At 51.6% G+C, this 13830-nt stretch carries 14 protein-coding genes; 10 read left to right on the forward strand and 4 right to left on the reverse strand.

The genetic code is table 11. The features are described from left to right. Positions 1-30: 30 nt before the first annotated feature. On the forward strand, positions 31-1290 hold the full coding sequence (murA, locus tag ACU8XX_RS02655; protein ID WP_000357259.1) for a UDP-N-acetylglucosamine 1-carboxyvinyltransferase: 1260 nt from the start codon (positions 31-33) through the stop codon (positions 1288-1290). A 47-nt stretch (positions 1291-1337) separates the two neighbouring features. Here the strand turns inward: murA and sfsB are convergent, their stop codons facing one another. Together sfsB and ispB are read right to left on the reverse strand one after the other, a co-directional pair. After that, complete coding sequence (gene sfsB, locus ACU8XX_RS02660; RefSeq protein ID WP_000445413.1) at positions 1338-1616, reverse strand: DNA-binding transcriptional regulator SfsB; 279 nt, start codon at positions 1614-1616, stop codon at positions 1338-1340. 228 nt (positions 1617-1844) lie between these two features. Further along, positions 1845-2816: an octaprenyl diphosphate synthase gene (gene ispB, locus ACU8XX_RS02665; protein WP_001047336.1), complete on the reverse strand. Its 972-nt coding sequence runs from the start codon at positions 2814-2816 to the stop codon at positions 1845-1847. Between the two features lie 258 nt (positions 2817-3074). Here ispB and rplU point away from each other — a divergent pair, with 258 nt between their 5' ends. The 4 genes from rplU to cgtA all read left to right on the forward strand — a co-directional run bounded on the left by rplU (position 3075) and on the right by cgtA (position 5944). Continuing rightward, positions 3075-3386, forward strand: coding sequence for a 50S ribosomal protein L21 (gene rplU / locus ACU8XX_RS02670; RefSeq protein ID WP_000271401.1), 312 nt, complete (start codon positions 3075-3077; stop codon positions 3384-3386). Between the two features lie 20 nt (positions 3387-3406). After that, entirely contained in the window at positions 3407-3664 is a 258-nt protein-coding gene (gene rpmA / locus ACU8XX_RS02675) for a 50S ribosomal protein L27 (RefSeq protein ID WP_000940595.1), read from the forward strand. A 126-nt stretch (positions 3665-3790) separates the two neighbouring features. Beyond that, positions 3791-4756, forward strand: coding sequence for a DMT family transporter (locus tag ACU8XX_RS02680; protein ID WP_112033958.1), 966 nt, complete (start codon positions 3791-3793; stop codon positions 4754-4756). Positions 4757-4771: 15 nt separating this feature from the next. Next, positions 4772-5944, forward strand: a complete 1173-nt coding sequence (cgtA, locus tag ACU8XX_RS02685; protein ID WP_000673561.1) for an Obg family GTPase CgtA — start codon at positions 4772-4774, stop codon at positions 5942-5944. Between the two features lie 185 nt (positions 5945-6129). Here cgtA and dacB read toward each other — a convergent pair whose 3' ends face one another. Beyond that, positions 6130-7563, reverse strand: coding sequence for a serine-type D-Ala-D-Ala carboxypeptidase (gene dacB, locus ACU8XX_RS02690; protein ID WP_001212623.1), 1434 nt, complete (start codon positions 7561-7563; stop codon positions 6130-6132). A 247-nt stretch (positions 7564-7810) separates the two neighbouring features. On the opposite strand from dacB, the gene greA reads away from it, so the two are divergent. After that, a complete protein-coding gene (gene greA, locus ACU8XX_RS02695; protein WP_001148001.1) occupies positions 7811-8287 on the forward strand; it encodes a transcription elongation factor GreA in 477 nt (158 codons plus the stop codon). 155 nt (positions 8288-8442) lie between these two features. On the opposite strand, the gene yhbY is transcribed toward greA, so the two are convergent. Next, positions 8443-8736, reverse strand: a complete 294-nt coding sequence (yhbY, locus tag ACU8XX_RS02700; RefSeq protein ID WP_001054420.1) for a ribosome assembly RNA-binding protein YhbY — start codon at positions 8734-8736, stop codon at positions 8443-8445. A 125-nt stretch (positions 8737-8861) separates the two neighbouring features. Here yhbY and rlmE point away from each other — a divergent pair, with 125 nt between their 5' ends. The 4 genes from rlmE to glmM all read left to right on the forward strand — a co-directional run bounded on the left by rlmE (position 8862) and on the right by glmM (position 13793). Beyond that, on the forward strand, positions 8862-9491 hold the full coding sequence (gene rlmE, locus ACU8XX_RS02705; RefSeq protein WP_000145975.1) for a 23S rRNA (uridine(2552)-2'-O)-methyltransferase RlmE: 630 nt from the start codon (positions 8862-8864) through the stop codon (positions 9489-9491). A 99-nt stretch (positions 9492-9590) separates the two neighbouring features. Beyond that, a complete protein-coding gene (gene ftsH / locus ACU8XX_RS02710; RefSeq protein WP_001107467.1) occupies positions 9591-11525 on the forward strand; it encodes an ATP-dependent zinc metalloprotease FtsH in 1935 nt (644 codons plus the stop codon). An 89-nt stretch (positions 11526-11614) separates the two neighbouring features. Then, positions 11615-12463, forward strand: coding sequence for a dihydropteroate synthase (gene folP / locus ACU8XX_RS02715; RefSeq protein WP_000764731.1), 849 nt, complete (start codon positions 11615-11617; stop codon positions 12461-12463). Next, a complete protein-coding gene (gene glmM, locus ACU8XX_RS02720) occupies positions 12456-13793 on the forward strand; it encodes a phosphoglucosamine mutase (RefSeq protein ID WP_000071134.1) in 1338 nt (445 codons plus the stop codon). Before folP ends, glmM begins: the two co-directional genes overlap by 8 nt. Positions 13794-13830: the final 37 nt, after the last annotated feature.

Here is a 13830-nt window from a genome sequence, read left to right on the forward strand (position 1 = left end):
GATATGAATTGTTAACTGAGAACAAACTAAATGGATAAATTTCGTGTTCAGGGGCCAACGAAGCTCCAGGGCGAAGTCACAATTTCCGGCGCTAAAAATGCTGCTCTGCCTATCCTTTTTGCCGCTCTACTGGCGGAAGAACCGGTAGAGATCCAGAACGTCCCGAAACTGAAAGACGTCGATACATCAATGAAGCTGCTAAGCCAGCTGGGTGCGAAAGTAGAACGTAATGGTTCTGTGCATATTGATGCCCGCGACGTTAATGTATTCTGCGCACCTTACGATCTGGTTAAAACCATGCGTGCTTCTATCTGGGCACTGGGGCCGCTGGTAGCGCGCTTTGGTCAGGGGCAAGTTTCACTACCTGGCGGTTGTACGATCGGTGCGCGTCCGGTTGATCTACACATTTCTGGCCTCGAACAATTAGGCGCGACCATCAAACTGGAAGAAGGTTACGTTAAAGCTTCCGTCGATGGTCGTCTGAAAGGCGCACATATCGTGATGGATAAAGTCAGCGTTGGCGCAACGGTGACCATCATGTGTGCTGCAACCCTGGCGGAAGGCACCACGATTATTGAAAACGCAGCGCGTGAACCGGAAATCGTCGATACCGCGAACTTCCTGATTACGCTGGGTGCGAAAATTAGCGGTCAGGGCACCGATCGTATCGTCATCGAAGGTGTGGAACGTTTAGGCGGCGGTGTCTATCGCGTGCTGCCGGATCGTATCGAAACCGGTACATTCCTGGTGGCGGCGGCGATTTCTCGCGGCAAAATTATCTGCCGTAACGCGCAGCCAGATACTCTCGACGCCGTGCTGGCGAAACTGCGTGACGCTGGAGCGGACATCGAAGTCGGCGAAGACTGGATTAGCCTGGATATGCATGGCAAACGTCCGAAGGCTGTTAACGTACGTACCGCGCCGCATCCGGCATTCCCGACCGATATGCAGGCCCAGTTCACGCTGTTGAACCTGGTGGCAGAAGGGACTGGATTCATCACCGAAACGGTCTTTGAAAACCGCTTTATGCATGTGCCAGAGCTGAGCCGTATGGGCGCGCACGCCGAAATCGAAAGCAATACCGTTATTTGTCACGGTGTTGAAAAACTTTCTGGCGCACAGGTTATGGCAACCGATCTGCGTGCATCAGCAAGCCTGGTGCTGGCTGGCTGTATTGCGGAAGGGACGACGGTGGTTGATCGTATTTATCACATCGATCGTGGCTACGAACGCATTGAAGACAAACTGCGCGCTTTAGGTGCAAATATTGAGCGTGTGAAAGGCGAGTAATCGTCTGAAAGCTGGCAGCCCCGTACGCGGGGCTACCGCCAGACCACTCATTTTTTCGGTTTAGTGTAGCTACGCATCAACTGCGTTCTGTCGATAAACTCATGGGTCTGCGGATCATGGTAGCGTGATGGCCAGATAACCCAGGGGTCAGTTCCCAGGGCCTTCGCAATAATCATCTCTCCTTTCGGCCATGGGCGCGATAATGCATTCGCCAGCGTTGAGGAACTCAAACCATTTCTGCGAGATTCCGCCGCCATTGACGTTCCCTTCTTGCGCAAACCCGCAATGATGTCAGCGGGATGCCAGTCAATGAAATTACTTTCCATCTTTCCTCACTCCTTAAGTTAGTCGCTTTCATTCAGAACACTTCTTCTGTCGAGCATCACTATACTCCTGATGGCCGATTGCTCTAAAAAGTTCCTGTAAAGAGTGTGAATATTCAGAATATATAAAGATGTATACACTGGTTTTTCAGTGCATTATTACGCTGAATAAGTATTCTTATGGAGTTTACTGGAATCATCCCGCGCACTGCGCGGGATGAGGGGAGGGGATTAACGATCGCGTTGAACAGCGATGTGCGCGAGGCCGATGAGTGCTTCTCGCCAAGGGGTGTCCGGGAGCACCTGTAACGCTGCGATGGCTTTGTCTGCTTCTTCCTCGGCGCGCTGACGCGTCCATTCAAGAGATCCACAAGCGTTCATTGCTTCCAGAACCGGTTCCAGAAGATGGCGACCGTTACCCTGTTCGATGGCGGTACGGATCATCTGTGCCTGTTCTGGTGTGCCATGATGCATCGCATGCAGCAGCGGCAGCGTCGGTTTACCTTCGTTCAGATCGTCGCCGACGTTTTTACCTAACTGTTCGCCATCGGCATTGTAATCGAGTAAATCGTCGATCAACTGGAAAGCAGTGCCGAGATAGCGCCCATAATCCTGCAGGCCTTTCTCCTCCTCCGGCGTACAGCCAGCCAGAATTCCGGAACACTGCGCGGCAGCCTCAAACAGACGCGCGGTTTTGCTATAGATAACGCGCATGTAGTTTTCTTCAGTGATGTCCGGATCGTTAACATTCATCAGTTGCAGAACTTCACCTTCTGCGATGACGTTTACGGCTTCTGACATGACTTCCAGCACTTTGAGTGAACCGAGGCTGGTCATCATCTGGAAAGCGCGGGTATAAATAAAATCGCCTACCAGCACGCTGGCGGCATTGCCAAATGCGGCGTTGGCGGTAGCTTTACCCCTGCGCATATCTGATTCATCCACAACGTCGTCGTGTAGCAGAGTCGCCGTGTGGATAAACTCGATCAAGGCAGCAATGGTGACATGCGCATTTCCCTCATAGCCAACAGCTCGTGCAGCCAGTACAGCAATCATCGGACGAATACGTTTACCGCCGCCGCTGACGATGTAATAGCCTAACTGATTGATCAGTTGGACGTCGGAATTAAGCTGCTCAAGGATTGCCGCATTAACACCCGCCATATCTTGCGCGGTTAACTCATTGATTTTTTCTAAATTCATCGCAAAAGCCGGGCTTTTCGCCCCGATTACCTTACTGTGAACAAAGGCAACTTAGGGTTTATGGTTAGGAATATAGGGTGATTGTACTGAAAAAATGGCACAGATAAACGTTACCGTACAAGTTGTGTTTTTTTTCTTCGTGTATTGACTGTAGCACTTGTCAAAGGCGTGCGTTTTGCGTAATATTCGCGCCCTATTGTGAATATTTATAGCGCACTCTGAATCATTGAAAAGGTGTGCGCGGAAGCGGAGTTTTATATGTACGCGGTTTTCCAAAGTGGTGGTAAACAACACCGAGTAAGCGAAGGTCAGACCGTTCGCCTGGAAAAGCTGGACATCGCAACTGGCGAAACTGTTGAGTTCGCTGAAGTGCTGATGATCGCAAACGGTGAAGAAGTCAAAATCGGCGTTCCTTTCGTTGATGGCGGCGTAATCAAAGCTGAAGTTGTTGCTCACGGTCGTGGCGAGAAAGTTAAAATCGTTAAGTTTCGTCGTCGTAAACACTATCGTAAGCAGCAGGGCCATCGTCAGTGGTTCACTGATGTGAAAATTACTGGCATCAGCGCCTAAGACCTGAGGAGAGATTTCAAATGGCACATAAAAAGGCTGGCGGCTCCACACGTAACGGTCGCGATTCAGAAGCTAAACGCCTGGGCGTTAAGCGTTTCGGTGGCGAATCCGTTCTGGCGGGTAGCATCATCGTTCGTCAACGTGGTACCAAATTCCACGCTGGCGCTAACGTAGGTTGCGGTCGTGACCACACTCTGTTTGCTAAAGCAGACGGTAAAGTGAAATTCGAAGTTAAAGGCCCGAAAAACCGTAAATTTATCAGCATCGAAGCTGAATAAGTTTTTCGCGTCCCGGTAACGGATGAAAGCCCCGCAACACGTTGCGGGGCTTTTTACATTCGATAACCGGTAAAAATGAGCATGGTGCGACGTTAATCCGCAAATGCGCTTTGCAGGGAATACGGTATGAAGCAGCAGGCAGGCATTGGCATTCTTTTGGCGCTCACCACAGCAATTTGCTGGGGGGCGTTGCCAATCGCAATGAAGCAGGTGCTGGAGGTGATGGAACCTCCGACAATCGTGTTTTACCGTTTCTTGATGGCGAGTATTGGCCTGGGTGCCATTCTTGCGGTGAAGAAGAGGTTGCCGCCATTACGCGTGTTTCGTAAGCCACGCTGGTTGATTTTGTTGGCAGTGGCGACCGCCGGGCTGTTTGGGAACTTCATCCTGTTCAGCTCATCCTTGCAATACCTGAGTCCGACCGCTTCGCAGATGATTGGGCAACTCTCGCCAGTTGGCATGATGGTTGCCAGCGTATTTATCCTGAAAGAGAAAATGCGCAGCACTCAGGTTGTAGGGGCATTGATGCTCCTGAGCGGCCTGGTGATGTTTTTTAACACCAGTCTGGTCGAGATATTTACAAAGCTCACTGATTACACCTGGGGAGTCATCTTTGGGGTCGGTGCGGCGACGGTTTGGGTGAGTTATGGCGTGGCGCAAAAGGTTTTATTGCGTCGGCTGGCCTCACCGCAGATCCTGTTTTTGCTGTACACTTTATGTACAATCGCGCTCTTCCCTCTGGCAAAGCCTGGAGTGATAGCGCAGCTTAGCCACTGGCAGCTCGCATGTTTAATTTTTTGCGGACTGAATACATTGGTAGGATATGGCGCCCTGGCGGAAGCGATGGCTCGCTGGCAGGCAGCGCAGGTGAGCGCGATCATCACGCTCACCCCACTGTTTACGCTGTTTTTTTCAGATCTTTTATCACTGGCCTGGCCCGATTTCTTCGCCAGACCGATGTTAAACCTTTTAGGTTATCTCGGTGCGTTTGTCGTGGTTGCGGGCGCGATGTATTCCGCCATTGGTCATCGTATTTGGGGCGGATTACGTAAGCATACAACGGTGGTATCGCAACCCCGCGCAGGCGAATGATTTACGGAGAATAAAATGAAGTTTGTTGATGAAGCATCGATTCTGGTCGTTGCAGGTGATGGCGGTAATGGTTGCGTGAGCTTCCGCCGCGAAAAGTATATTCCGAAAGGCGGCCCGGATGGCGGCGACGGTGGTGATGGTGGTGACGTATGGATGGAAGCCGACGAAAACCTGAACACGCTTATCGATTATCGTTTTGAAAAATCTTTCCGTGCAGAGCGCGGTCAGAACGGCGCAAGCCGCGATTGTACCGGTAAGCGCGGTAAAGACGTGACGATTAAAGTGCCGGTAGGTACGCGTGTAATCGACCAGGGTACTGGTGAAACCATGGGCGATATGACTAAACACGGTCAGCGTCTGCTGGTTGCTAAGGGCGGCTGGCACGGTCTGGGCAATACCCGTTTCAAATCGTCCGTTAACCGTACACCACGGCAGAAAACCAACGGTACGCCGGGTGATAAGCGTGAGCTGCTGCTGGAGCTGATGCTGCTGGCTGACGTCGGTATGTTGGGGATGCCAAACGCGGGGAAATCGACCTTTATTCGCGCGGTATCGGCGGCTAAACCGAAAGTGGCGGATTATCCGTTTACCACTCTGGTGCCAAGTCTGGGTGTGGTACGAATGGACAACGAAAAGAGCTTCGTTGTTGCCGATATTCCAGGACTGATTGAAGGCGCTGCGGAAGGCGCAGGTCTGGGTATCCGCTTCCTGAAGCACCTGGAACGTTGCCGCGTCCTGTTGCACCTCATCGATATCGATCCGATTGACGGCACCGATCCGGTTGAAAACGCGCGTATTATTATCAGCGAGCTGGAAAAATACAGCCAGGATCTGGCGGCGAAACCGCGTTGGTTAGTGTTCAACAAGATCGATCTGCTGGATAAGGCAGAAGCCGAAGAGAAAGCGAAAGCGATCGCTGAGGCGCTGGGCTGGGAAGATAAATATTATCTGATCTCTGCGGCGAGCGGACTGGGCGTGAAAGATCTCTGCTGGGATGTGATGACCTTTATCATTGAAAACCCGGTCGTGCAGGCTGAAGAAGCGAAACAGCCAGAGAAAGTCGAATTCATGTGGGATGATTATCATCGCCAGCAGCTTGAAGAGATTGCTGAAGAGGATGATGAGGACTGGGATGACGACTGGGACGAAGACGACGAAGAAGGCGTTGAGTTCATTTACAAGCGTTAATCACTAATGACCAATGCCAAATAAGCCTGATGCGCTACACTTATCAGGCCTACAAGATGATTGCAATATATTGAATTTGCACGATTTTGTAGGCCGGATAAGGCGTTCACGCCGCATCCGGCATAAACAAAGCGCACTTTGTCAATAATCTGAAACCCCGGCCATATGCCGGGGTTTCTTTTTGACTAATTGTTCTGGTAAATATCTTTATACAAACGGCTTTCGAAACGCACTAACGGAATACGGCGATTACGCTGATCCGCCGGTTCTACTGCATAGCCAGAAAGATATTGCACAAACGCCATTCGTTGCCCGCTCGCTGTGGTAATGAATCCCGCCAGGTTATATACCCCCTGCAACGAACCGGTTTTCGCTGAGACTTTGCCATCCACGCCCGCCTGATGCAGACCTGCACGGTACTGCAAAGAGCCGTCATAGCCCGCCAGCGGCAGCATGGAGATAAAGTTAAGTTCATTGTCGTGTTGGGCAATGTATTGCAGCACCTGCATCATGGTGGCGGGGGCAATCAGGTTATGCCGCGAAAGCCCTGAACCATCGGCAATAATGGTGTTTCCAATATCGACACCGGCTTGCTGGCGCAGGATCTGACGCACGGCGTCCGACCCGGCCCGCCATGTTCCAGGCACATTGAAGCGCGCATGGCCTATCATGCGGAAAACCGTATCGGCGATCATGTTGTCTGACTTTTTCAGCATAATCTTAAGCAGATCGTGCAGCGGGGCCGACTGTTTACTGGCAACTACCGTTCCAGGTTCGTTAACCTGAGTCTGGCGCAGCAGTGTTCCACTCCAGGTGATACCCGCCTGTTTTAACTCATCTTTCAGAATTGCCCCGGCATAGCTGGCTCCATCCTGTACGGCAAAAGCCAACGGGAGCGGCTCAGAACGTTGTGGCAGGCATCCCGTCAGCGTAAAGCGGTTCAGGTCGCCTGGCACCACATCCAGTTCGCAGTATTGCGCTTCGGCAGAACCACGGGGGAGGGTGCGTACCTGGCTGAACATCGTAACGGGGTAATAAGATGCCACGCGTATAAAGGCCATATCACCGGGTTTTTGGGCACTGTAGAGCGAGACGGAGAAACAGTTGCGGTCAACTATGGCGGCGGCAGGCGGAGCGCTAAAGCATTGTGTCATGTCATTCCATGGCCAGCCGGGGGCTTTATCGTGGCTGGCGAAAATGGAGGTATCTATCAACACATTGCCATCGATTTGGTTGACGCCAGATTTTTTCAAAGTCGCGACCATATTGCGAATATCCTGACGTTTTAACGTCGGATCGGCACCAAATCGCGCCACTAAGTCACCCTTAAGTACGCCGTTTTCCACATTGCCTTTGGTTTCAAGCGTCGTGGTAAAACGAAAATCGGGGCCGAGTTGAATCAACGCCGCCAGCGCAGTAATCACTTTCTGCGTACTGGCGGGCAGCGCCATCTGCTGACTGTGGTAATCAATAGCGGGGGCCGACGCGCCGACTTTTTGCACCATCAGGGCAAGGTTGGCACCAGCGGGGAGTTGAGTAATATACTCATCAACATTTGCGGCCTGAACACTGAACGCTATACAGCTGGTCAATCCGATGATAAATCTGGAAAATCGCATAATCTCGCGCTAACAACCTGGAATCGAGCCGTCATACTACGGCGCAACGCCCTATAAAGTAAACGATGACCCTTCGGGAACTTCAGGGTAAAATGACTATCAAAATGTGAATTGTAGCTGACCTGGGACTTGTACCCGGGTCGGTATTTTTTTGCTTCTGGTCCCGGTGAGGAGTTATGCCGGGCAGGCCGAACAGCCGGGGTGGGTGAAGACTTGCCCCATCAGGAATATTCAAGAGGTATAACAAATGCAAGCTATTCCGATGACCTTACGCGGCGCTGAAAAATTACGCGAAGAGCTGGATTTTCTGAAATCTGTGCGCCGTCCTGAAATCATTGCTGCTATCGCGGAAGCGCGTGAGCATGGCGACCTGAAAGAAAACGCCGAATACCACGCAGCTCGTGAACAGCAGGGCTTCTGCGAAGGCCGTATCAAAGACATCGAAGCCAAGCTGTCAAACGCGCAGGTGATTGATGTCACCAAAATGCCCAACAATGGGCGCGTTATTTTTGGTGCTACCGTAACGGTGCTGAATCTCGATTCTGACGAAGAACAGACTTATCGCATCGTTGGCGATGACGAAGCTGACTTTAAACAAAACCTGATTTCTGTAAACTCGCCTATTGCTCGTGGCCTGATCGGCAAAGAAGAAGATGATGTTGTGGTCATCAAAACGCCGGGCGGCGAAGTAGAATTTGAAGTAATTAAGGTGGAATACCTGTAAGAATTACCCAATACTCAAGATGTTGATGTATTGTAAAGAAAGGAAAAAGGCCGCTATGCGGCCTTTTATCAACGAACAGAGCGTGGCATTTTGCTCTCCTGCCTGCGGAAAACCCCTCGTTTTACACAGCAAATGTGTGTAACTTTAGGATAATCTTAGCGTGGCAGCGAGATTTTACGTTCTTTAGTTGGGCGATAAAGCACCAGCGTTTTACCGATGACCTGTACATTACAGGCGCCGGTTTCGCGCACGATAGCTTCCACGATCAAGGTTTTAGTTTCGCGATCTTCGGTGGCGATTTTCACCTTGATGAGTTCATGGTGCTCTAACGCTTGTTCAATCTCGGCCAGCACCCCTTCGGTCAAACCATTACTGCCAAGCAGAACAACTGGCTTGAGCGGATGTGCCAGACCTTTCAGGTGCTGTTTTTGTTTAGTACTCAGATTCATCGTATTTTTTGCTTACGTTGGGATTGAAAACGGGTCATTCTACCGCCATCTCCCATATATCACCAAATAGGCGCGTAAAAATTTACGCAATTGGTTACGATGAGTTATCCCCATGGGAAAGTTAAATGACAGGTAAGAAGCGTTCTGCCAGCTCCAGCCGCTGGCTTCAGGAACACTTTAGCGATAAATATGTTCAACAGGCACAGAAAAAGGGGTTACGTTCCCGTGCCTGGTTTAAACTTGATGAAATACAGCAAAGTGACAAACTCTTTAAACCGGGAATGACGGTTGTCGACCTTGGTGCTGCTCCGGGTGGTTGGTCACAATATGTGGTCACCCAAATTGGCGGCAAAGGCCGCATCATCGCTTGCGATCTTTTACCTATGGATCCTATCGTTGGTGTGGACTTTCTTCAGGGCGATTTTCGTGATGAACTGGTGATGAAAGCACTGCTGGAGCGCGTTGGCGACAGCAAAGTCCAGGTTGTCATGTCCGATATGGCACCAAACATGAGCGGAACACCGGCGGTGGATATCCCCCGTGCCATGTATCTGGTGGAACTGGCGCTAGAAATGTGTCGTGATGTATTAGCGCCAGGTGGCAGTTTTGTAGTGAAGGTGTTCCAGGGCGAAGGTTTCGATGAGTATCTAAGGGAAATTCGCTCCCTGTTTACGAAGGTCAAAGTTCGTAAGCCGGACTCTTCTCGTGCACGTTCGCGGGAAGTGTATATTGTAGCGACCGGGCGTAAACCCTAACCGGGAGATTTCAGACGAAAGTTTGAAAGATGCTGGATATAGAGTATCCTGACGCTGTTTTTAACACAGTTGTAATAAGAGGTTAATCCCTTGAGTGACATGGCGAAAAACCTAATACTCTGGCTGGTCATTGCCGTTGTGCTGATGTCAGTATTCCAGAGCTTTGGGCCCAGCGAGTCTAATGGCCGTAAGGTGGATTACTCTACCTTCCTACAAGAGGTCAATAACGACCAGGTTCGTGAAGCGCGTATCAACGGACGTGAAATCAACGTTACCAAGAAAGATAGTAACCGTTATACCACTTACATTCCGGTTCAGGATCCGAAATTACTGGATAACCTGTTGACCAAGAACGTCAAGGTTGTCGGTGAACCGCCTGAAGAACCAAGCCTGCTGGCTTCTATCTTCATCTCCTGGTTCCCGATGCTGTTGCTGATTGGTGTCTGGATCTTCTTCATGCGTCAAATGCAGGGCGGCGGTGGCAAAGGTGCCATGTCGTTTGGTAAGAGCAAAGCGCGCATGCTGACGGAAGATCAGATCAAAACGACCTTTGCTGACGTTGCGGGCTGCGACGAAGCAAAAGAAGAAGTTGCTGAACTGGTTGAGTATCTGCGCGAGCCGAGCCGCTTCCAGAAACTCGGCGGTAAGATCCCGAAAGGCGTCTTGATGGTCGGTCCTCCGGGTACCGGTAAAACGCTGCTGGCGAAAGCGATTGCAGGCGAAGCGAAAGTTCCGTTCTTTACTATCTCCGGTTCTGACTTCGTAGAAATGTTCGTCGGTGTGGGTGCATCCCGTGTTCGTGACATGTTCGAACAGGCGAAGAAAGCGGCACCGTGCATCATCTTTATCGATGAAATCGACGCCGTAGGCCGCCAGCGTGGCGCTGGTCTGGGCGGTGGTCACGATGAACGTGAACAGACTCTGAACCAGATGCTGGTTGAGATGGATGGCTTCGAAGGTAACGAAGGTATCATCGTTATCGCCGCGACTAACCGTCCGGACGTTCTCGACCCGGCCCTGCTGCGTCCTGGCCGTTTCGACCGTCAGGTTGTGGTCGGCTTGCCAGATGTTCGCGGTCGTGAGCAGATCCTGAAAGTTCACATGCGTCGCGTACCATTGGCACCCGATATCGACGCGGCAATCATTGCCCGTGGTACTCCTGGTTTCTCCGGTGCTGACCTGGCGAACCTGGTGAACGAAGCGGCACTGTTCGCTGCTCGTGGCAACAAACGCGTTGTGTCGATGGTTGAGTTCGAGAAAGCGAAAGACAAAATCATGATGGGTGCGGAACGTCGCTCCATGGTGATGACGGAAGCGCAGAAAGAATCGACGGCTTACCACGAAGCGGGTCATGCGATTATCGGTCGCCTGGTGCCGGAACACGATCCGGTGCACAAAGTGACGATTATCCCACGCGGTCGTGCGCTGGGTGTGACTTTCTTCTTGCCTGAGGGCGACGCAATCAGCGCCAGCCGTCAGAAACTGGAAAGCCAGATTTCTACGCTGTACGGTGGTCGTCTGGCAGAAGAGATCATCTACGGGCCGGAACATGTATCTACCGGTGCGTCCAACGATATTAAAGTTGCGACCAACCTGGCACGTAACATGGTGACTCAGTGGGGCTTCTCTGAGAAATTGGGTCCACTGCTGTACGCGGAAGAAGAAGGTGAAGTGTTCCTCGGCCGTAGCGTAGCGAAAGCGAAACATATGTCCGATGAAACTGCACGTATCATCGACCAGGAAGTGAAAGCACTGATTGAGCGTAACTATAATCGTGCGCGTCAGCTTCTGACCGACAATATGGATATTCTGCATGCGATGAAAGATGCTCTCATGAAATATGAGACTATCGACGCACCGCAGATTGATGACCTGATGGCACGTCGCGATGTACGTCCGCCAGCGGGCTGGGAAGAACCAGGCGCTTCTAACAATTCTGGCGACAATGGTAGTCCAAAGGCTCCTCGTCCGGTTGATGAACCGCGTACGCCGAACCCGGGTAACACCATGTCAGAGCAGTTAGGCGACAAGTAAGTTCCCGCATCAGATGACTGTATTTGTACCGAAAACCCCGGGGCGTGCTCCGGGGTTTTTTCTTATCAATTCATACCAGGGATAACATCATGAAACTCTTTGCCCAGGGTACTTCACTGGACCTTAGCCATCCTCACGTAATGGGGATCCTCAACGTCACGCCTGATTCCTTTTCGGATGGTGGCACGCATAACTCGCTGATAGATGCGGTGAAACATGCGAATCTGATGATCAACGCTGGCGCGACGATCATTGACGTTGGTGGCGAGTCCACGCGCCCAGGGGCGGCGGAAGTTAGCGTTGAAGAAGAGTTGCAACGTGTTATTCCTGTGGTTGAGGCAATTGCTCAACGCTTCGAAGTCTGGATCTCGGTAGATACATCCAAACCAGAAGTCATCCGTGAGTCAGCGAAAGTTGGCGCTCACATTATTAATGATATCCGCTCCCTTTCCGAACCTGGCGCTCTGGAGGCGGCTGCAGAAACCGGTTTACCGGTTTGTCTGATGCATATGCAGGGAAATCCAAAAACCATGCAGGAAGCTCCGAAGTATGACGATGTCTTTGCAGAAGTGAATCGCTACTTTATTGAGCAAATAGCACGTTGCGAGCAGGCGGGTATCGCAAAAGAGAAATTGTTGCTCGACCCCGGATTCGGTTTCGGTAAAAATCTCTCCCATAACTATTCATTACTGGCGCGCCTGGCTGAATTTCACCATTTCAACCTGCCGCTGTTGGTAGGTATGTCACGAAAATCGATGATTGGGCAGCTGCTGAACGTGGGGCCGTCCGAGCGCCTGAGCGGTAGTCTGGCCTGTGCGGTCATTGCCGCAATGCAAGGCGCGCACATTATTCGTGTTCATGACGTCAAAGAAACCGTAGAAGCGATGCGGGTGGTGGAAGCCACTCTGTCTGCAAAGGAAAACAAACGCTATGAGTAATCGTAAATATTTCGGTACCGATGGGATTCGTGGTCGTGTAGGGGATGCGCCGATCACACCTGATTTTGTGCTTAAGCTGGGTTGGGCCGCGGGTAAAGTGCTGGCGCGCCACGGCTCCCGTAAGATCATTATTGGTAAAGACACGCGTATTTCTGGCTATATGCTGGAGTCAGCACTGGAAGCGGGTCTGGCGGCAGCGGGCCTTTCCGCACTCTTCACTGGCCCGATGCCAACACCGGCCGTGGCTTATCTGACGCGTACCTTCCGCGCAGAGGCCGGAATTGTGATATCTGCATCGCATAACCCGTTCTACGATAATGGCATTAAATTCTTCTCTATCGACGGCACCAAACTGCCGGATGCGGTAGAAGAGGCCATCGAAGCGGAAATGGAAAAGGAGATCAGCTGCGTTGATTCGGCAGAACTGGGTAAAGCCAGCCGTATCGTTGATGCCGCGGGTCGCTATATCGAGTTTTGCAAAGCCACGTTCCCGAACGAACTTAGCCTCAGTGAACTGAAGATTGTGGTGGATTGTGCAAACGGTGCGACTTATCACATCGCGCCGAACGTGCTGCGCGAACTGGGGGCGAACGTTATCGCTATCGGTTGTGAGCCAAACGGTGTAAACATCAATGCCGAAGTGGGGGCTACCGACGTTCGCGCGCTCCAGGCTCGTGTGCTGGCTGAAAAAGCGGATCTCGGTATTGCCTTCGACGGCGATGGCGATCGCGTGATTATGGTTGACCATGAAGGCAATAAAGTCGATGGCGATCAGATCATGTATATCATCGCGCGTGAAGGTCTTCGTCAGGGCCAGCTGCGTGGTGGCGCTGTGGGTACATTGATGAGCAACATGGGGCTTGAACTGGCGCTGAAACAGTTAGGAATTCCATTTGCGCGCGCGAAAGTGGGTGACCGCTACGTACTGGAAAAAATGCAGGAGAAAGGCTGGCGTATCGGTGCAGAGAATTCCGGTCATGTGATCCTGCTGGATAAAACTACTACCGGTGACGGCATCGTTGCTGGCTTGCAGGTGCTGGCGGCTATGGCACGTAACCATATGAGCCTGCACGACCTTTGCAGCGGCATGAAAATGTTCCCGCAGATTCTGGTTAACGTACGTTACACCGCAGGTAGCGGCGATCCACTTGAGCATGAGTCAGTTAAAGCCGTGACCGCAGAGGTTGAAGCTGCGCTGGGCAACCGTGGACGCGTGTTGCTGCGTAAATCCGGCACCGAACCGTTAATTCGCGTGATGGTGGAAGGCGAAGACGAAGCGCAGGTGACTGAATTTGCACACCGCATCGCCGATGCAGTAAAAGCCGTTTAAAGCGTTAGATAACTGGCTAAAAAGGCGGCGATTGTCG

The sequence above is a fragment of the Escherichia sp. MAL-1 genome (genome assembly GCF_052948035.1).